Raw genomic sequence first — 19720 nt, forward strand, 5'->3', positions numbered from 1 at the left:
GAATCGGTGATTGCAACGTCACCACCGTGCCATGGCCGCTCGCCCTTCAGAGCAAGCGCCGTTCTCTCTCCAAAACTTTTTGCAGAACCTTCAGGACACTATCGTCCCGCCAGCATCTCGCGGCTTAGTAAGCCCTCAAGCCGCCTCAGCCAAACACTTCGCACAGGTGCCGCGGAACTCGATCACCGCCTTCTTGGCGGCGAAGCCGGTCGAGCGCACCCATTCGTCGAGCCGGTGGCCGACATCGTGGTCGGAGAACTCGGTCACCTGGCCGCAGCTGTCGCAGATGGCAAACGCCGTCATCGAATGGCTGTGGTCGTGCGGCTCGGCACAGGCGACGAAGGAATTGAGGCTTTCGAGCCTGTGCACGAAGCCGGACTTCACCAGCGTGTCGAGCGCCCGATAGACCTGCAGCGGTGCACGAAAACCGCGCTCGCGCAATTGGTCGAGCAACGTATAGGCGCTGAGCGGCCCGCTGGCGGCCTCGAGTTTCTCGAGAACGCAAAGCTGGTTCTTCGTCAGTACATCCCTTGCCGCCATGATCCCGTTCCAAGCCGCTCCGTGCCGATCACTGCCAGTTCGCATGCAATTCGACCTCTTGCACTGAGATAGCGACGAACTGCTATTTTTGCTACTGTTTCTATTCGCAGCCGGTGGTCGGCTGGCCGGCGGCGCCATATTCAAAATACTGACAAAATCGTCAGCCAGGCTGGCTGTGCTTGGAAATTCGATCGGGCTTGGGGAAGCAACCATGATCAAAGTGACGCGGCGGACGCTGCTTGCCGGCACGTCTGCGCTGGCCGCTGCCGGCCTGGTGCCGTTTCGGGCATTCGCAGCGGCGCGCACCTACCATGCGCTGCTTGTTGCCTGCACCGATTACCCGAACCTGCCGAAGAAAAACTGGCTGATCGGACCGAAAAACGATGCCGGCCTGGTGCGCGATTACCTCCTGGGGAACACGCCCGCGCCGGTAAAATTCCTGGCCGAAAACGTCACGCTGCTCGCCAAGGATGTCGAAGGCGCCAACGGACCGCCGACACATGCGGCGATCAAGGCAGCACTCGCCGACCTTGCCGCCAAGGTCCAGCGTGATGATTTCGTCTATCTGCATTTGTCCGGTCACGGCGCGCAACAGCCCGCGGCGACCAAGGGCGACGAGACCGACGGCCTCGACGAAATTTTCTTGCCGTCCGACATCGACAAATGGGTCAACCGCGAACAGGGCGTGCCCAATGCGCTGGTCGACAACGAGATCGGCACCGCGCTCGACGCCATTCGCGACAAGGGCGCCTTTATCTGGGCCGTGTTCGACTGCTGCCATTCCGGCACGGCGACGCGCGCCGCCGAGGTCGACGACGAGCTGGAACGCAAGGTCGAGTTCGCCGATCTGGTCGGCGGCGACGATGCTGCCAGGGCGGCTGCGGTGAAAGCCTATGACGGGATTGCGTCGGCCGCGCCGCGCGGCTTTGACGAGGACGGGCAGCGCAAGCCGGCCTTCAAGCTGGCGCCGACCGGCGCCGAGCCGACCACCAAGGGTAGATTGGTCGCCTTCTACGCGGCGCAGACGGTGGAGACGACGCCTGAGATGCCGCTGCCCAGGGGCACGGCCGATGCGCCGCGTTTCGGGCTGTTCACCTTCACCATCCTGTCGAAACTGGCCGAGAACCCCAACATCACCTACCGCCAGCTCGGCCAGGCCGTGCTGCAGCAATATTCGGCGGACGGCCGCACCCGGCCAACGCCGCTGTTCGAGGGAGAACTCGACGCACGCGTCTTCGGCACCGACAAGACCGATGCGGTCATGCAATGGCCGATCGTCGTCAAGGACGACAAAGCCACCATCGGCGCCGGACTGCTGCATCGCCTCACCCCCGGCAGCAAGCTGGCAATCTTGCCGTCGGCGCTGTCGCCGCTGTCCGAGGCGCTTGGTTATCTCCAGGTGCGATCGGCAAAGAACCTGGAGAGCCGGGTCCAGCCGGTCGAGTTCGGCGGCAAGCCGGCGCTCAAGCTGGCTGACATCCCCGCCAATGCCTATGCCCGGCTCGCCGAGCTCGCCGTCGACTACAAGCTCGTGGTCGCGCGGCCGGCAGCGGCCAAAGGCCTCGAGAAAGAGGCTGCGCTGGCGAACTCGGTTCTCGACGATTTGGCGGCCAGGGAGAACTCAGGGTTCCACATCGCGCTGGTCGAGCCGGGCAAGAGCGCAGATCTGCGTCTCGCCGTGCTGCGCGAGAATGCCATTGCCGGCGCCGCAGAAGACGCCACCGACGCGCCGGCGCTGTGGTTCCTGCCAGCTTCGGGCGACATGACGCTCAAGGATGGCAGCAAGCCGCCGCTGATCGTCATTCATCCGGACGGCCGCGAAAAGCTGATCGACGCCGCGGCCAGGAACCTGACGAAAATCTTCCGCGCCATCGGCCTGTCGAGGCTGGCCGCCGCTTCGGATTATCGGCCGGAAGAGGTCGACGTCGAGTTCCGGATCAAGCGTCTGGACAGTGACGCGCTGCAGCCTATCGAGCCGTCGACGGTGCCGCGTGTTTCGCCCGACGATCAGGTGCATGTGCTGGTCTGGAACGGCTCGACCAACCTGGTTGACATCAACGTGCTCTATGTCGGCTCCGACTATTCCATCCAGCATTTTCTTGCCGAGCGCCTGACCGAGGGCGCCGTGCTCGAGGAAGGCCTGTTCAAATTCACCGACACCAGCTTCGGCATGGAGCAGATGATCGCCGTCTTGACCGAGGCGCCGCCGCAGAGCGAGAAGCAGGACCTGAGCTTCCTGGCGCAAGCGGGGGTTGTCTCGGTAACGCGCGGACTGGGACAGCCAAGTTTCTCCGATATGCTGGCCGATATCGGCATGGCGCCGGCGACGCGGTCGGCCATGCGGCTCACCGACGACAAGGCATCGAAGGGCGCCGTGATGATCTTCCCGATGGAGACGGTGCCGCGCGCCTGAGGCGGGATCAAGCGCCCGGCCAGGCCTCTTGCCTGATCGGCTGATAATGAACATTCTTCGACCGCCGCTGTCGGCGGCCGAACGGAACGGATGAGGGCGTTCGTGAACAGGATGGTATTTTCGTGGCGCGCAACAACCGCCGGCCTTGTCGCCGGGCTGTTGCTGGCCGCCAATGCCTCGGCGGACGAGATCTGCGGCCTTTGCGCCAAGGAGGTCGTCATCAACTCCGAACTGGCGAGTTGCTTTCTCGATCAGTACGACCAGATCGCCAAAACCGGCAACACCGCCGTCGTCGTCGATCTCAGCAGCTGCACCTCACGCGGCGTGGTCGAGCCGTTGCCGTCGCCTGGCAAGCCGCAGGTGGAGCCTGACGTGCAGTTCATCGTTTCGCGGGCGCAGCTGGATTGCCTGAAGAAGAAGCTGGAGACGCCGGGCATCGTGCTCGATCCGTCAGCTATCATCGAACTGGACAGCTGCGGATGACGAAAGCAGGGAGCGACGCAACGCAGCAGGCAGGGGCGGCGCCGGTACCGCAAAAGAAGCCGGCGTCACTGCCGGAAACCGTCGAAGGCCTGCCTTGGGTGAGCAATCACGAGGTCAAGAAGGAGGCGAACCCGTTCACCGATCGCGACTGGCGCATGCTTGTCTATGCCTGGTCCGGATTGCTGGTACGGCTGGCGATCATCTTCACCTTGATCTTTTCGGTCTACCAGTTCCTGGCAAACCAGGAGCAGAAGCGTGTCGAACAGACGATGTCGCTGGTCGAGCTCTGGGAAAGCAAGGATTACCAGCAGGCGCAACGGGCCCTCAAGCAACGCCTGGCGACGCTCAATGCCAAATACGGCAATCTGCTCAGCGCCAATCCCACGCCGACCGAGGAACAGGTCTATCGGCAACGCATCGGCATCGAGGCGACGAGCGCAACCGGCGGCGACATGCCGCTTGCCGAGTTCAGCGACAATTTCGACCGCATCGTCTATTTCCTCAACCGTCTTTCCTTCTGCGTCAAAGGCAGGCTTTGCTCGCGTCAGGTCGCCGACTCGTATTTCCGCGACTATGCCGCCTCGTTCTGGAGCTATTTTGCCGGCTATATCGACAAGGAGCGCAAGGCCGGTTCGCCGACCTTCGCCCTGCCAATCGAGAACTATGTCCGCCAGGCGCCACCCCCGGCCCAATCCAGATAATCCCCGAAAATGCGAAAGCCGGCGACGGAAATGCTCCGCCGCCGGCTTTGATTGGAGCATTTTGCAGCCAAGTGTGATCATATTTGGCGTCGCAGAAATGCCGCTAAAATAGATAACCCGCCCCGATGATCGCGGCGCGCACTCTGCAGGCCTATTTGTACAGGCTGTTGATCCACTGGACGTTGATGGCGTTCAGGCGCACGGCGGTATTGGCATCCGGGCTCTCGGCCACGTTCACGCCGGTGATGACGCGCTGCTTGGAGCCATTGTCATAGGCATAGACCGAGCTGCCGCTCGAACCTGGATACGTGTCGCAGTCGTACTGGAAATACTCGGTGGCGATGTTTTCGGCGTGCACTTCGCAGGTCGCCTTCCACATCGTGCCCATCGGCTTGTCGCCGGGATAGCCAATGATGTTGGCGGTGAAATCGCCGAGATCCACATAGTTGGCATAGCCCAGCCAGCCGAGATTGGTGCCGACATCCTGCTTGAGAGTGACGATGCCGAGATCCCACGGCACGACAGAGCCGTAAAAGCCTTGGTAATTGTCGATGAAGCCCTGGACGATATAGGCGCTTTCATAGGTGAAGGCGCCGAACGGAGCGTCGTCGGCGGTCTTGCCATTGAGAGCCGGCACGAACAGGATATCGTCGAGCCAGGCCTTGTCCTCGTGGCTGTAGAGGCAGTGCGCCGCGGTGAGCACCGTGCGCGGGCCGATCAGTGTCGCCGAGCAGCTGCCATAGCTGCCGCTCTTCGATTTGCCTTCGAGATAGCCGATCGCGGTGAACGGGTAGGTTTTGGTATTCTTGATCTGCTCGCGGTCGTCCGTCCCGAACACCTGGCGGCCGGCCTCTTCGCCTCCGCTTAGTCCGGAATTATCGGACTTCTGCCCGTCGGCGGGCGCGTTCATTTCCTTGATGACAAGGTCCTTCAGCGTCTCGTTCGGGTCGATCTTGATGTCCTTGCCATCGGCGGAGCGGCCGACGATGCCATAAGATTTGACTGCCGTTGCTTCGTCGGCGAGCGGCGCGGCGCGGTTGGCCTCGTCGTCGGTCAGTTTCGGCGGGGCGATCGGTTTCGCCCGGCCGGGCTTGTAATCGCCCGATGTCACGTCCCGCATGCTTTCGCCGTTGCCAGCATTGGCGGAGCCTGGATCGGCAGCCAAGGCAGGAACCGCCCACATTGCGGTGGAAAGCAACGCGGACGCAATAATGCTATGTGTCAGTTTTGTCATGGTGAGACTCTCCCAAAAGTCAGCAAGGACTGGATCAAGATAGAGAAATATTGTCGAGATCGTGGTGGTGACGAAAAATGAAATTGGTTGCCGGCGCCTTTACCGGGCCATTATTCAGTGCAGCCAGTTTAGGTCCCCGCCAAAAATGCCCGCAACGGTATACTGCCTAAATTAATCCAACATTGGCAATGACAAATTGCTTTCACATAGCCCGTGGGGGGCTATAGGATTTGGGCGGGCTTGGTTCGACAGCACGATTAGCAAAAGTGGTGCTCGGTTTTGTGACGGATCGCGCTCCGCCTTGGAGCATGATCTCACCGGCCGGTTCCATTTCAGTGGATCATGCGTCGGTGGCTGACCTGTCGGAATATTGTCTCAGGGGGTTCGAGGTGAAGATCATCCATAGGTTCAGACCGATTGCCGCCGCCGCGCTGCTCGGCATCGCGGCGGCCTTGCCGGTCGTTGATTCCGTTCATGCCACGGACGCGGCCGCCCGGCCGGAGGCGGCGATCTCGCCGATGAAACGCGTGGCCGAGGCCAGGGCAAAGGCCAGGGCGGAGAACCCCGACGGCGCCGATCGCGTCTACGGCGGCAAGCAGGCCGAGACGGGCGCCTACCCGTTCCAGGTGGCATTGCTGACCACGGGCAAGCTGGACAAAAGCCCGGCCTCGCAGGCGAATGCGCAGTTCTGCGGCGGCAGCCTGATCGCGCCGCAATGGGTGCTGACCGCGGCGCACTGCCTCAATGACGACGGCGAGCCGATTTCGCCTGATGTGGTCACCGTGCTCACCGGCGCCACCGATCTCAGCGAGGGCAAGCGCTACAAGGCGGTGGAGATCATCGTCAACGAGGGCTACAGCGAGCAGACGCTGGACAACGATCTCGGCCTGATCCGGCTGGCCGAGCCGGCCGATGCCCCGACCATCAAAATTGCCAGTGAGCCGACCCCCGACGCCGGCAAGACGACAGTCACCGGCTGGGGCAAGATGCAGGACGGAACATTTCCCACCGCGCTGATGGTCGCCGACCTGGACCTCCAGCCGAACGCAACCTGCAACAGCGGCATCAAGGCGATTTATGCGCATGATTTGAAAGCAGCGCTCGGCGAGCTCGCCCGCCGCATGCGTTATTCGGAAAGGGGCATCGAGGCGGCCGCCAACGCGATTGCTGCCGACATGGCGGATCCGCTGACCGGCAACATGATCTGCGCCGGAACGGCCAGCGGCGAGCGCGACGCCTGCAATGGCGACAGCGGCGGACCGCTGTTCATGACCGGCGCCGATGGTCCGGTGCAGGTCGGCGTCGTCAGCTGGGGCGAAGGTCCGGCCGACGGCGGCACCGCCTGCGGCCACAAGAACGCCTACGGCATCTACACGCGGCTGGCCAATTACACCGGCTGGATCGAGGAGAAGATGAAAAGGGCAGCGCCCGTGCCCGCAGCACCCAAAGCCCTCGGCACGGCGCAGAAGCCGGCGACCCCCTGACCGGCGTCACCCGCTGAACGAACGAACGGCGCGAGCAATCCCGCCGCTTCTGCCCGGAAACTTTTGGTCGGAACTAGAACCAGCGATCGCGGCGCTGGTCTGTGGCGGCCAAGGCGAGGCCCAGTAGCGCCCCTACGGCCGCTCCGAGTATGAATGCGGACGATACTGTGCCGGGATTCTCCTGGACGACCCCGGAAACCGTCTGCGCCCTGTTGCGCAGGGCTTGCGCCGTCCGGGACGCGCGGTCAGCAGCGCTGTCATACCAGTCGCCGGCCTCTTCGATCGCCTCTTCCGCGCGTTCGGCCAAGGTCCGATTGATCTTGCTGATCTCACGCCTCAGCTGCGCGACCTGCTTCTCCAGGGCTTCCTGAGCTTCACGTTGAGTCATCTTGGGTGCTGCGGATTCGTTCGGGTCGTCGGCCATGGTAATCTCCTTTGCGGAAGGCTCGGCTCAACGGTCGGCCCACTGTGCAGGTTCCTCGGCAAAACGATTCTGTCCGGTGTTTGTTCGGTGAGAACCCGGGATTTGTTCGGCATGTGTGCGAATTCGGCATCAACATCGGATCGTTCCAGCGCTCCCCGCGTTGGTGAAAACGCCACAAGGGAGGAACCGCCATGGATGACGATCGACATGAAAAAATTCGGCAGCGAGCCTATGAAATCTGGGTGCGCGAAGGCCGCCCGCACGGCGAACATGAGCGTCATTGGCAGCAGGCGAAGCGAGAGCTTGACCTCGACGACGCGGATCGCGGTCCGGCTGGAGTGATCGCCAGTTCCGACGTTCTGACGGTCGAGGCACTGGCGATGCGCACCGGGATAACCGGTGATCAGGCGCAAGAGCTGATCGACAGGCTCGGCAACGACAGAGCCGCACTCGAAGAAGCCGCGCGGAACCTCAAGGCAGCCGAAAGTTAGCCGCTGGCCACCGTGTCGAAGACAGCTATCAGTTTGCGCTGCCGCGTCTTTCGATGAAAACGGACCGCGGACCGTCTTCGCCTACTTCCTTGGCGGCCCCTTGCGCTCGGCCGACGTCGCCCAGAGATTGATGTCCGACTCGCGTGCAAAGGTGTCGATCTCGGCGAGCTCGGCATCGCTGAAGTCGAGCGTCTCGAGCGCGCCGACGCAATCCACGACCTGTTCCGGCCGGCTGGCGCCGATCAGCGCCGACGTCACCCTGCCCCGGCGCAACACCCAGGCCAGCGCCATCTGCGCCAGCGTCTGGCCGCGGCGACGGGCGATGACGTTCAGCGCCTCGATATTTGCGATCGATTTGTCGTTGATGAATGCCGGGCGCAGCGACTTGCCCTGGCTGGCGCGGCTGCCATCGGGGATGCCGCCGAGATATTTGTCGGTCAGCATGCCTTGTGCCAGCGGCGAGAACACGATGGAACCGACGCCAAGCCCCTCGAGTGTATCGAGCAGGCCGTCGTCCTCGACCCAGCGGTTAAGCATCGAATAGCTCGGCTGATGGATCACGCAAGGCGTGCCGAGCTGCTTCAAAATGTCGGCGGCTTCGCGGGTGCGCTGTGAATTATAGGAGGAAATGCCGGCATAGAGCGCCTTGCCCGAGCGCACCGCGTGATCGAGCGCGCCCATCGTCTCTTCCAGAGGGGTGTCGGGGTCGAAGCGATGGGAATAGAAGATGTCGACATAATCGAGCCCCATCCGCTTCAGGCTCTGGTCGAGGCTGGCCAGCACATATTTGCGGCCGCCCCATTCGCCGTAAGGTCCTGCCCACATTTCGTAGCCGGCCTTGGTCGAGATGATCAGCTCGTCGCGATAACCGGCAAAGTCCGTCCGCAGGATCTCGCCAAAGGCCCGCTCCGCCGAGCCGGGCGGCGGGCCGTAATTGTTGGCGAGATCGAAATGCGTGATGCCGAGATCGAAGGCCTTGCGCGTGATTGCCTGCTTGGTTCTATGCGGCGTGTCGTCGCCGAAATTGTGCCACAGCCCGAGCGAGATCGCCGGCAGCTTCAGGCCGGACCGCCCGCAGCGATTGTAGACCATCTTTTCGTAGCGGTTCTCGGCGGGAACATAGGGCATGGGAAATCCTCATATCGAAACGAGCCCGACGGCTGTCGCCGCGACGCACGGCAGCCGAGCCTTCCGCACCTTTAGCCTCTCCCCGCGCAAACGGGGAGAGGCTTTTACGGTGCTTGGGAGGTGCGCCGCCTACTTCGTTTTCTTCTTCGCCAGCAGCTCCTTCGCTGCCTTGACGCCGAGTGCCGCGGGCCGCTCGCAGCTGGTCTGCATGGCGACGAACTTTCCGGTCTCGCCAGAACGCAACAGGCCGGTCATGACATCGACGGCATGCAGCGCCAGTTCCATCGAGCAGCGGTGCGGCCGGCCTTCGGTAATCGCGATCGCCATGTCGGCAAGGCCGGCGGTGCGGTAGTTGGCCATCATGCCATGCGAATGCATCTCGTTGGGCACGCCGAACGGATGCCGCCATTTCGGCAGCTTCTTCACCGGCTTGGCGGCCTCGGTGTAGCGCACCTCGCCGCCGAAGAAATTCGGATCCGGCACGAACACCGTGCCTGCCTCGCCATAGAGCTCCATCGGCGCGTGGCCATGGCTCCAGACATCCCAGCTGGTGTTGAGCGTCACCACGGCGCCGTTCTCGAATTCCAGCACGCCATGGATCGTCGTCGGCGTGGAGACCGGGATCTTTTCGCCGGCGCGCGGCTTCGAGCTGATGATGCGTTCCGTCATCGGGATCGAAGCAAAAGCCGCGACCTGCTTCACCGGCCCGATCAGCTGGATCAGGTTGGTGATGTAATACGGTCCGATATCGAGCACCGGCCCGGCGCCCGGCTGGAAGAAGAAGTCCGGATTGGGGTGCCAATGTTCCATCCCATGGCTCATCACATGACAGGTGCCGCTGGTGATCCTGCCGAGCCTGCCGGTGTCGATCAGGTCGCGGACAAGCTGGTGCGCGCCGCCGAGGAAGGTGTCGGGCGCCGAACCGATGCGCAGCCCCTTGCTTTCGGCCCGTTTCTTCAGGTCGAGCCCTTCCTTGACCGAGAGCACGAAGGGCTTCTCCGAATAAACATGCTTGCCGGCGTCGAGAATCTGCTTCGACACCTCGTAATGCACCGCCGGAATGGTCAGGTTGACGATGATGTCGATATCGTCGGCCTTGAGTAGCCCCTCGACGGTCTCGGCGCGCAGCTTGAACTCTTTTGCCCGCGCTTTCGCCGCTTCCATGTTGATGTCGGCGCAGGCGCGCATCTCGATGCCACGGAACAGCGGCGCCAGCGAGAAATACGCCTTCGAGATGTTGCCGCAGCCGATGACGCCGATGCCAAGTTTTGTTGCCATGCTGGTGTGCTCCTAATAGGTCTTGGCGGCTGCGATCGAGCGGCGGGCGAAGCGCGCGATGTCGTTGGGGTTGTCCTGTTCCATGACGTAGTATTTTGCAGCGCTTTTGGCGCGCAGCGCCTTGATCAGGCCGGGCCAGTCGATGGTGCCGTGGCCGACGTCGGACCAGCCGTCCTCGTCGAGGCCCTCGCCCGCCTTGGCCATGTCCTTGACGTGGACGGCGACGATGCGCTTGCCGTGCTTCTCGATCCAGGGCAGCGGATCGACGCCGCCGCGCACCACCCAGGCGACATCCATCTCCCAGCCGACGTCGGGCGCGGAGGAAAGGATGTGGTCTTGCGGCACCGAGCCGTCGGCGAGCGCCTTGAACTCGAAATCATGGTTGTGCCAGGCAAAGCCATAGCCGGCTTTCTTGGCCGTCTCGCCGACCTTGGCCAGGCGTTCGCCGAAGCCGCGCCAGCCGGCTGTGTCAGCCGGCCTGAACTCGGCGTTCAGGAACGGGCAGATGAGCAGCGTGATGCCGAGCGCGTCGGCCGTCCTGCGCACGCCGTCGAAATCCTTCTCAAGCGCGTCGATCGAGAAGTGCCCGGTCGGCATGGCAAGGCCGTTCTTGTCGAGTTCGGCACGGAATGCCTTGGGATCGTCATAGACACCACCGAACCCTTCGACTTGGCTGTAACCAAGCTCGCCCAGCATCTTGAGCACGCCCTCCCAGGGCTGGAAATTGCGGGCACTGTAAAGTTGGAATGACCAGTTCATCGTCTCTGTCCGTTTTCTTGTGGATGGTTAGTTTTGGGGGATGAGTCTTGGGGGGAATGGAAGAGTCTTGGGTGGCTAGATCTGCTCTAGAGGCGGTTACCTGTGGCGGCGTCGAACAGCGAGGCGCGCATCGGATCAAAACCGATGCCGACCGCCTCGGCGTTGTTTGGCGTGCGCTCGGCTGTCACCCGTACCGTGAAATTCTGGCCGCCGAGCTTCAGCCAGACCAGCGTGTCGGAACCCATGGGCTCGACGACCTCGACACTTGCCGTGGCTGCGAATGGCCATCCCGTGCCGCTGTTGAACGCGACGTGCTCGGGGCGAATGCCGAACACGGCCGGCCCCGGCACCGGGTCCTTCTCGAAAGCATAGGTGGCAAGCGGAATCCGTACATCCTCGGCGACGAAGTGCCAGTCGCCGTCCGCCTGCTCCAGCCTGCCGTCGAGGAAGTTCATCGCCGGCGAGCCGAGGAAGCCGGCGACAAACCGGTTGACCGGCCGGTTATAGATGGTCTGCGGTGCATCGAGCTGCTGGATGACGCCGCCCTTCATCACCGCGATGCGGTCGGCCAGCGTCATCGCCTCGATCTGGTCGTGGGTGACGTAGATCATGGTGTTCTCGAGCTTGCGATGCAGCAGCTTTATCTCGACGCGCAATTCCGCGCGCAGCTTGGCGTCGAGGTTGGAGAGCGGCTCGTCGAACAGAAAGACATCGACGTCACGCACAAGTGCGCGCCCGATCGCCACGCGCTGGCGCTGGCCTCCGGACAGAGCCGCCGGCTTGCGATGCAAAAGCGGCTCGATCTGCAGGATCTCGGCGGCCCGGGCGATGCGCTTGGCGATCTCGTCCTTGGCGAGGCCGGCAACGCGCAGCCCAAACGACAGGTTCTTCTCCACCGTCATCTGCGGATAGAGCGCGTAGGACTGGAACACCATGCCGATGCCGCGATCCTTGGGCTCTTCCCAGGTGACGTTCTTGCCCTTGATGAAGATGCGGCCTTCGGAAACGTCCAGCAGCCCGGCAATGCAGTTGAGCAGGGTCGACTTGCCGCAGCCGGACGGGCCGAGCAGCACGATGAACTCGCCTTCTGCGACATCGAGGTTGAGCGTCTGCAGCACCGATATCGCGCCGAAATTCAGCGACAGGTTCTGGATCGAGACGCTGGTGCCGTTTGCCCCGCTGCTGCCGTTTACCTCAACACTGCCGTTTGCGTTCATCGCCATCATCCTTTCACCGCGCCGGCGGCGATGCCGCGCACAAACAATTTTCCGGACAGGAAATAGACGATCAGCGGCACCAGGCCGGTCAGGATGGTGGCTGCCATGTTGACGTTGTATTCCTTCACGCCTTGCACCGAGTTGACGATGTTGTTGAGCTGCACCGTCATCGGATAGGTGTCGGGGCGGGTGTAGACGACGCCGAACAGGAAGTCGTTCCAGATGCCGGTCACCTGCAGGATGATGGCGACGACGAAGATCGGCAGCGACATCGGCAGCATGATGCGGAAATAGATGCCCCAGAAGCCGGCGCCGTCGACACGCGCTGCCCGGAACAGCTCCTCCGGCATGGAGGTAAAATAGTTGCGGAACAAAAGTGTGAGGATCGGCATGCCGAAGATGGAATGGACGATCACCAGGCCGCTGAGGCTGCCGTAGAGGCCAACCTCGCGCAGGATGATGACGATCGGGTAGATCATCACCTGATAGGGGATGAAGGCGCCGACGATCAGGATGATGAAGAAAGTGTCGGCCCCTTTGAAGCGCCAATTGGCCAGCGCATAGCCGTTCACCGAGGCGAGCGCGATCGACAGGATCACCGACGGGATGGTGATGCGCACCGAATTCCAGAAACCACGCGACAGTCCGTCGCAGTTGAGCCCGGTGCAGGCGCTCGACCAGGCCTTGACCCAGGGCTCGAAGGTGATCTCCATCGGCGGCGAGAAGATGTTGCCGAGACGTATCTCGGGCATGCCTTTGAGCGATGTCACCACCATCACGTAGAGCGGCAAGAGATAATAGAGCGCGACCACGATCAGCGTGCCGTAGAGGAAGATGTTGCGGCGCGAGAACGTGTGGCGCGGCTTCGGTCCGCTCGGCCCGTAGGCTTCGAGCCCGCCGGCGCCGCCAATGGCAGGCAATGAAACGGCATGGTCAGACACGCTTCTTGCCTCCGAACTCGAGATAGGCCCACGGCACGATAACGATGATCACCGACAGCAGCATCATCGTCGAAGCGGCGAACCCTTGGCCGAGGTTCTGGGCGAAGAACATGTAATCATAGACATATTTGGCCGGGACTTCGGAGGCGATACCAGGCCCGCCGCTGGTCTGGGCGACGACAAGGTCATAGACGCGAACGATGTTGGAGGCGACGATGACCAGCGTGGTGATGAAGACCGGCCGCATCATCGGTATGATGATGAACAGATAGGTCTTCCAGGTCGGTATCCCGTCGACCCGCGCGGCTTTCCAGATATCCTCGTCGATGCCGCGCAGGCCGGCCAGCATCAGGCACATTATGAGCCCGGTGCCTTGCCAGAGAGCAGCGATCAATATGCCGTAGATGACGATGCTGGAATCATAGAGCGGATTGAAGCTGAAGCTCGTCCAGCCGAGGCTGCGCACCACTGCCTGGACACCGAACTCGGGGTTGAGCAGCCACTGCCAGACGAGACCGGTGACGATGAAGGACAGGGCGAAGGGATAGAGGAAAATGGTCCGGAATGTGTCCTCGAACCGGATCTTCTGGTCGAGCAGGGCAGCAAGCAGGAAACCGATCACCAGCGAGAACACCAGCGACAGCACGCCGTAGATCAGCAGGTTCTCGATCGAGATCAGCCAGCGCGGCGTCGCCCACAGCCGGTAATACTGGTCGAGACCGACGAAGTGCAGCCGCGGCAGCAACTTGGAATTGGTGAAGGAATACAGCACCGTCCAGACGGTGCCGCCGACAAAGATCACCAGCGCGGTGAAGATCATTGGGATCGAGGCGATTTTCGCATTGAGGTTGCGAAAGAGTTGGCTGGGGCGTTCGCTCTTGCTCATCTGCACAGCCGCGCTGGATCGGGTAAGGGCGGGAGGGTCAAGAGGTCTTGACCCGAGCTCCCGACCCTGCGCTCGCAGGGGCGGGAGTGAGGCGCTTGATCGATCGCTCAATCGGCCGAACCGACGATGGCGGCGAAGCGCTTCTGCGCATCTTCCACGGTCATGTCCTGCTTGGCGAAGAACTCGGAGAACAGATCCTCCTTTTGCTTCTGCGTATCCTGCGAAAGCAGCTGGTCCGTCCAAGGCATGACATTGCCCTTGGCGAGGATTTCGAGGCCCTTCTTCATGCAGTCGTTCGCCGCCTTGAGGTCGACGTCGCCGCGCACCGGCAGCGAACCCTTCTTGAGATTGAAGGCGACCTGCGTCTTGGGATCAAGCAGCGTGTGGGCCAGCACTTCCTGCGCCTTCGATTTTTCGGGATCCTTCAGCAGCGGGAAGTAAAAAGCGTCGCCGCCGGTGGCGATCATCTCGTTGAGGCCGAGGCCCGGAAGGCAAGTATAGTCCTTGCCGGCGGTCTGGCCGGCAAGCTGGAACTCGCCCTGCGCCCAGTCACCCATGATCTGGCCGCCGGCCTTGCCGGTGATGACCAGATTGGTGGCCTGGTTCCAGTCCTGCACATTGGTGTTCTTCGCCATCTTGCGGGCGTCGTCCGCCGCCTTGAAGACCTTGGCGACTTCGGGCCCGGCGGCGAATTCCGCGTCCTTGTCCTTGTAGACCTTGAGGAAGGCATCGGTGCCGCCGACCGCCGCGAGCAGCACGTCGAAAGCGCCGGAGGCTTGCCAGGGCTGGCCGCCGACCGCGAGCGGCTGGATGCCAGCCTTTTCAAGCGCGGGCGCCGCAGCCACATATTCATTCCAGTTCTTCGGCACCGGCACGCCGGCTTTTTCGAAGGCGGCGTTCGACAGCCACAGCCACTGCCAGGAGTGGATATTGACCGGCACGCAATAAATCTTGCCGTCGAGGGTACAGCCGTCGAGCAGGCTCTTCGGCTGCACGATTTCCGTCCACTTTTCCTTGGTGGCGAGATCGGTGAGGTCGCGCATCAACCCGGCCTGCACCAATTCTTCCGCCTGCCGGCCGTGATTGAACTGGGTCGCGCCCATCGGGTCGCCGCCGGTGATGCGGCTGATCATGATCGGCCGCGCCGTGCCGCCGGAACCGGCGATAGCGCCGTCCACCCAATGATTGCCGGTTGCGTCGAAAGCCTTGGCGAGTTCGGCGACCGCTGCCGCCTCGCCGCCGGAGGTCCACCAATGGGTGACTTCCAGATCCGTCGCGGCCGCCGGGCCGGCAAATTGCAGCGCGACCGTCGCTGCCAGCGCAGCAGTCATGAGTTGGTATCGCATTTCGTTCCTCCCAGAATCTGAAACGTTACAGATTTTCGATACGGCAATTGCTTGAGGCGCGCAACCCCTCAGGCGAAGGTGGCATCAAGTTTTTTCGAAGCACGAATAAAATCGCGCGGCTCGCTGGCCTACCGCATCGCAACCAGAGAGGTTGCACCGCAAAATGGAATGCTGCGACGCCAAAAAGATCGGAAAAGCCCGTTCCAATCGCTGTCTTGCGCCGATTGCAGCGCCGCTCGTTCTGCATCTGTCACCAGTGATGTGGCAATGGTCGTGACAATCTGTAACGTTTCAGTATATAGCGGTCCCATTCGGTGAAGGCCCGCGGCGTACTCGCGGCCCGCCGATTGCCGGCCTGCCCGGCAACTGCTATGCGCCTGACGGGGCGGGACGAATGAACAGGCATCAAAAAGAGAAGGCCGACGAAGCGTCGGGGCAGGGCCGGCCGACACTGAAGACGCTCGCCTTCATGACCGGGCTGGGCGTCACCACCGTGTCGCGCGCGCTGAAGGACGCGCCCGAGATCGGCGCCGAGACCAGGCGTCGCGTCCAGCTTGTCGCCAAACAAATCGGCTATCGGCCCAACCGTGCCGGCGTCCGCCTGCGCACCGGCAAGACCAATGTCATCAGCCTGGTGCTCAACACCGAGCACGAGATCATGAGCTTTGTCTCGGACATCATCTACGGTGTTTCGGAAGTCATTGCCGATACGCCCTATCACTTGATCGTGACGCCCTATTCACGCTCGCAGGATCCGCTCGACCCGATCCGTTACCTCGTGGAAACCGGTTCAGCCGACGGCGTCATCATTTCGCGCACGCAGCCGAACGACCCGAGGGCCCGTTATATGCTGGAGCGCGGCATCCCCTTTGCCACGCATGGCCGCACCGATATGGGGCTGATCCATCCCTACCATGATTTCGACAATTACGCTTTCGCAGCCGAGGCAGTGCGCCATCTGGCCGGCCTCGGCCGCCGCCGGCTGGCTCTGTTGGCGCCGCCGGTCGAGCTGACCTATCACGGCCACACGCTCGCCGGCTTTGCCGATGCGCTGAGCGAGGTCGGCGCCAGCGAGATTCCGTTCAACACCGTTTCAATCGATCATTCGATCGAGCAGATCAGAATGCGGACGGCGCAGCTGATGCGCCGCGAAAGCCGCCCGGACGGTTTCATCAGCAGCGCCGCCGCCGCGACGCTTGCCATCGTCGCCGGCATCGAAGACGCCGGCCTCAAGCTTGGCCGCGATGTCGATGTGGTGTCCAAACAATCGTCGGAGCTTCTGCACCTGTTTCGCAGCGAATTGCTGGTCGTCAACGAGAACTTCCGGCTGGCCGGCGCCGAACTCGCCCGCTCGGTGCTGGGCTGGATCGGCGGCGCCGCACCCGGCACCCTGCAAAGCCTGAGCGAACCGGGCGAAGTCCAGGCCTATCGCCGGCCCGACTAGGGCGGGATACGTTCAAATTGAACTGGGCTCCATCTATTTGTCTTAGCCGCATTTCTGCGACGCCAAGTGATTCCACTTGGCTGGAAAATGTGTGCTGCTGACTGGCAAGCTTGGAGCCGGTAGTTGACCGGCAGCTTCGAGGATCGGATCTTAAGAAGCGGACCTTCAGGAACCCGCGGCGCTCGAGACGGTTCGCGAAACGGGCGATCCGCAGATGCTTTTTCGTGTTATGATGCGGTTACAACACGCGTAGTCTCGACCTCGGCAATCTGGCAGGGGCCGGAAAGCTATATGTTGCCCGGCGCAGGAAAGTTTTGCGCCCGTCCGGCATCGAACTGTGTTCTCGATCTTGCTATGTCCGAGCAAAGTCTGAATCGCTCGTAGATTGCCGGTCGCCTTGTATATGAGCGACGCTTTCGTCCTGCGCAGCGAGTGAGTGCCGTACTCCTCAGGTGTCAGCCCAATCGCGGTCCCCCACTCGTCGACCAGCCGCGCGTACTGACGCGTGCTCAGGTGACAGGCGTCACCCCCGCACAGTGGCGCGAGCAAAACACCGAGAGATTGGCGGCCATCGCAAGTTTTCTGTCGCATCCTGTAAGTGAATGCGACAGGAGGCGTGCCTAAATCCGCCGATGAATGGCAGGGACGGCATGACCCTCACCCCGGCCGAAAGCATTGAAAGGAACAAGTCATGCCCACCACCAAGCGCCGCGCACTGATCCTCATCTCGTCCGGCCGCCAGCTGCCGCTGGCCGAACCGGCCGACGTCAAGTCGATCTCGACCGGGTTCTTCCTGGTCGAGATGGCTCAAGTGCTCAAGGAGTTCGAGAACGACTACGAGTTCACCTTCGCTACCCCCGACGGCAACGCCCCTCAACTCGACATCAACGGCATGGCCCTGTCCGTGCAATCCATCGAGAAGACCGGCGCCATGACCATCCCCCTCCGTATGCAGCAGCGCCGCCGCTCGTTCGACGTCAACAGCTTCCGGCAGCGCCACCCCGCGTTGGTCGCCCGCCGCGAGCAGGAAGTTCAGCTGCTGGAGCGGCACATCGGCCGGGTCCCGGTCTCCGAACTATTGCCTAACAGCGAGCCGGAGCTCGCCGAGTACCGCCCCGAACTGGTTCGCCGCCTCGACAAGCTGCCCGAGGGCACCTTCCACTCGCTACAGGAACTCGTCCAGCGTCACCGCGACTCGGCCGACCCGTTCACTTTCGCCGACTTTGACTTCATCCACACCCCCGGCGGTCACGCCCCCATGGTCGACTTCCGTGACAATCCGTGGCTCGGCGAAACCCTCCACATAGCCCGGGAGAACGGCGTCATCATCTCGCTGATCTGCCACGCGCCTGTGGCGGCGACCTCCACCCGGCAGCGCATCGACGCTCAGGGCCACCCCTACCTCGTCAGCGACAACCCGTTCCTCGCCGCCACCATCTCGACCGTCCCCACGATCGGCGAGCTGTTCGCGCTGCGGTTCCTCTACCCACGCGTCCCCGGCAAAAAGACCCGAACCTCCTACTTCGTCGACGCGGCCATCAAGGAAGCTGGCTTCACACTCGCGACCTCCCTCAACATCGCCGCCCCGCTACTGGCCTACGAGCCGTCCGTGCGGCTGCTCACCGGCAACGGCCCGCAGGCCATCGACCAGCAGGCCGCTAAGCTGCGCAGTGTCCTCACCAGCACTCGCGCCGCCCGACGCGCTAGCGCCACGCAGTTGAGCATACAACCGTTACGGTCCACCCTGCCGGTCACACAGTGGACGACCCGGTAGGGCAGATGGATGACTGGATCGGTGGCGGATTCGGGTACGCTGTGATCGAACTGGGGCCGGGCTAGACGACGATAGGACAGCGGCGCTCATATGCCGCCATTACGGGTGAGTGAAAGACTGCCATGACACGGCTACCAATCGACAGATGCAAAGTCCCACAGGCCTTTTGGCGCGCTGTAGAGCGGGCTGGCATCTCACCAGCGGCATTGTTGAGGCAAGCTCGGTTGCCTGCGACCCTCCACATTTCCGAAGACGCTTGGGTCAATACCGCCCAATACTTCGAACTCTGGCAAGCACTGGAGGAGCTATCGGGCGACCCTGCGATCGGGCTGCATATCACAGTTGCGGCAGATACATCGGTCCATCCCCCCGCGACCATGTCGGCCTTCTTCGCCAAGGATTTCCGTGACGGCCTCAACCGTCTTGCCAGGTTCAAGCGGCTTTGCACCCCGGAAGAGCTGCACGTGATAGAACGTGATGGTGAGGCTTTTGTCAGCTTCGACTGGATCCACGCCGTTGGCACGGAGCCTGACGTAGCGGTCGATGTGACGTTTGCAGCAATCCTTGAACTGGGACGACGCGGAACAGGTCGTCACATCGTCCCGCTGCGAGTGGACATGACCCGAAAAGGCCCGACGACCCGAGCGCACAAGGAGTACCTCGGAGCGCCAATAACCTTCGGGGCGCCCAAGAACCAGCTGGTGCTGCGTGCCGATGATCTGGATCGACCGTTCGCTGGGCACAACCCCGAGCTGCTCGCCATCCTTACACCGGCACTGTTGGCCTCGCTCGACGAGATCGATGCGCAAAGCTCGTTGCCAGAACAAGTGAAGATTGTCCTGAAGCGGCGGTTGGCCAGCGGCAAGCCCGAACTATCGGACGTGGCCAACGTCCTGGGGATGAGCGAACGCACGCTGCAGCGCCGTATTTCGGAATCTGGGACAAGTTTCAGGCTGCTACTGGAGGCTTCCCGCCAGGAACTCGGTCGCGAAATGCTGGCCAGCGGCGCGAACGCGGCTGATGAGATTGCCTATCTATTAGGGTATCAGGATACCAGCTCGTTCTATCGCGCCTTCCGCGAATGGGAAGGTGTCACCCCCGCACGGTGGCGCGAGCAGAACACCGAGGCCTCTCGCCTAAACTAGAGATTGGCGCCCATCGCCAGTTTTCTGTCGCA

18 protein-coding genes and 1 pseudogene are annotated in these 19720 nt (G+C 62.4%); 8 read left to right on the top strand and 11 right to left on the bottom strand.

Annotation, left to right across the window (positions count from 1 at the left end; all coding sequences use genetic code 11):
* Positions 1 to 135: 135 nt before the first annotated feature.
* Entirely contained in the window at positions 136 to 540 is a 405-nt protein-coding gene (locus NKH37_RS20380) for a Fur family transcriptional regulator (protein WP_023721937.1), read from the bottom strand.
* A 211-nt stretch (positions 541 to 751) separates the two neighbouring features.
* Between NKH37_RS20380 and NKH37_RS20385 the strand changes: the two genes are divergently transcribed.
* From NKH37_RS20385 to NKH37_RS20395, 3 genes are all read left to right on the top strand, one after another.
* A complete protein-coding gene (locus NKH37_RS20385; RefSeq protein WP_353005910.1) occupies positions 752 to 2953 on the top strand; it encodes a caspase family protein in 2202 nt (733 codons plus the stop codon).
* 111 nt (positions 2954 to 3064) lie between these two features.
* The gene (locus NKH37_RS20390; RefSeq protein ID WP_352483640.1) at positions 3065 to 3436 is read left to right on the top strand and encodes a hypothetical protein; all 372 of its coding nucleotides are present in this window, start codon (positions 3065 to 3067) and stop codon (positions 3434 to 3436) included.
* Positions 3433 to 4137, top strand: coding sequence for a DUF4760 domain-containing protein (locus tag NKH37_RS20395; RefSeq protein ID WP_353005911.1), 705 nt, complete (start codon positions 3433 to 3435; stop codon positions 4135 to 4137). Before NKH37_RS20390 ends, NKH37_RS20395 begins: the two co-directional genes overlap by 4 nt.
* Before the next feature lie 151 nt (positions 4138 to 4288).
* Here NKH37_RS20395 and NKH37_RS20400 read toward each other — a convergent pair whose 3' ends face one another.
* Positions 4289 to 5371 (bottom strand): trypsin-like serine peptidase, encoded by a 1083-nt coding sequence (locus tag NKH37_RS20400; protein WP_031194911.1) that lies wholly within the window; start codon positions 5369 to 5371, stop codon positions 4289 to 4291.
* 350 nt (positions 5372 to 5721) lie between these two features.
* On the opposite strand from NKH37_RS20400, the gene NKH37_RS20405 reads away from it, so the two are divergent.
* Positions 5722 to 6855, top strand: a complete 1134-nt coding sequence (locus tag NKH37_RS20405) for a S1 family serine peptidase (RefSeq protein ID WP_245278721.1) — start codon at positions 5722 to 5724, stop codon at positions 6853 to 6855.
* Positions 6856 to 6928: 73 nt separating this feature from the next.
* Here the strand turns inward: NKH37_RS20405 and NKH37_RS20410 are convergent, their stop codons facing one another.
* Positions 6929 to 7279 carry a hypothetical protein gene (locus NKH37_RS20410; protein WP_023721943.1) on the bottom strand — a complete coding sequence of 117 codons (351 nt, stop codon included), beginning with the start codon at positions 7277 to 7279 and terminating at the stop codon, positions 6929 to 6931.
* Positions 7280 to 7470: 191 nt separating this feature from the next.
* On the opposite strand from NKH37_RS20410, the gene NKH37_RS20415 reads away from it, so the two are divergent.
* The gene (locus NKH37_RS20415; protein ID WP_023721944.1) at positions 7471 to 7770 is read left to right on the top strand and encodes a DUF2934 domain-containing protein; all 300 of its coding nucleotides are present in this window, start codon (positions 7471 to 7473) and stop codon (positions 7768 to 7770) included.
* 81 nt (positions 7771 to 7851) lie between these two features.
* Here the strand turns inward: NKH37_RS20415 and mgrA are convergent, their stop codons facing one another.
* From mgrA to NKH37_RS20450, 7 genes are all read right to left on the bottom strand, one after another.
* Positions 7852 to 8898, bottom strand: coding sequence for an L-glyceraldehyde 3-phosphate reductase (mgrA, locus tag NKH37_RS20420; RefSeq protein WP_352495501.1), 1047 nt, complete (start codon positions 8896 to 8898; stop codon positions 7852 to 7854).
* Between the two features lie 129 nt (positions 8899 to 9027).
* Complete coding sequence (locus tag NKH37_RS20425; RefSeq protein ID WP_352816858.1) at positions 9028 to 10176, bottom strand: Gfo/Idh/MocA family protein; 1149 nt, start codon at positions 10174 to 10176, stop codon at positions 9028 to 9030.
* Positions 10177 to 10188: 12 nt separating this feature from the next.
* Positions 10189 to 10935, bottom strand: a complete 747-nt coding sequence (locus NKH37_RS20430; RefSeq protein WP_353005912.1) for a sugar phosphate isomerase/epimerase family protein — start codon at positions 10933 to 10935, stop codon at positions 10189 to 10191.
* 86 nt (positions 10936 to 11021) lie between these two features.
* Complete coding sequence (locus NKH37_RS20435) at positions 11022 to 12152, bottom strand: ABC transporter ATP-binding protein (protein ID WP_051409752.1); 1131 nt, start codon at positions 12150 to 12152, stop codon at positions 11022 to 11024.
* Positions 12153 to 12157: 5 nt separating this feature from the next.
* Complete coding sequence (locus NKH37_RS20440; protein ID WP_352483609.1) at positions 12158 to 13093, bottom strand: carbohydrate ABC transporter permease; 936 nt, start codon at positions 13091 to 13093, stop codon at positions 12158 to 12160.
* Positions 13086 to 13979, bottom strand: a complete 894-nt coding sequence (locus tag NKH37_RS20445) for a carbohydrate ABC transporter permease (RefSeq protein WP_353005913.1) — start codon at positions 13977 to 13979, stop codon at positions 13086 to 13088. Before NKH37_RS20445 ends, NKH37_RS20440 begins: the two co-directional genes overlap by 8 nt.
* Before the next feature lie 107 nt (positions 13980 to 14086).
* A complete protein-coding gene (locus tag NKH37_RS20450) occupies positions 14087 to 15325 on the bottom strand; it encodes an ABC transporter substrate-binding protein (RefSeq protein ID WP_353041303.1) in 1239 nt (412 codons plus the stop codon).
* A 394-nt stretch (positions 15326 to 15719) separates the two neighbouring features.
* Between NKH37_RS20450 and NKH37_RS20455 the strand changes: the two genes are divergently transcribed.
* Entirely contained in the window at positions 15720 to 16769 is a 1050-nt protein-coding gene (locus tag NKH37_RS20455) for a LacI family transcriptional regulator (RefSeq protein ID WP_254816774.1), read from the top strand.
* A 330-nt stretch (positions 16770 to 17099) separates the two neighbouring features.
* Here the strand turns inward: NKH37_RS20455 and NKH37_RS20460 are convergent.
* Positions 17100 to 17285 (bottom strand): annotated as a pseudogene (locus NKH37_RS20460) (tyrosine-type recombinase/integrase); the annotation flags it as partial.
* A 175-nt stretch (positions 17286 to 17460) separates the two neighbouring features.
* Here NKH37_RS20460 and NKH37_RS20465 point away from each other — a divergent pair.
* Together NKH37_RS20465 and NKH37_RS20470 are read left to right on the top strand one after the other, a co-directional pair.
* The gene (locus NKH37_RS20465; protein WP_353005914.1) at positions 17461 to 18543 is read left to right on the top strand and encodes a type 1 glutamine amidotransferase family protein; all 1083 of its coding nucleotides are present in this window, start codon (positions 17461 to 17463) and stop codon (positions 18541 to 18543) included.
* Positions 18544 to 18665: 122 nt separating this feature from the next.
* Complete coding sequence (locus NKH37_RS20470) at positions 18666 to 19688, top strand: AraC family transcriptional regulator (protein ID WP_352592771.1); 1023 nt, start codon at positions 18666 to 18668, stop codon at positions 19686 to 19688.
* The last annotated feature ends 32 nt before the right edge of the window (positions 19689 to 19720 follow it).

The organism is Mesorhizobium sp. M1217, from assembly GCF_040318275.1.
Taxonomy (GTDB): Bacteria; Pseudomonadota; Alphaproteobacteria; order Rhizobiales; family Rhizobiaceae; genus Mesorhizobium.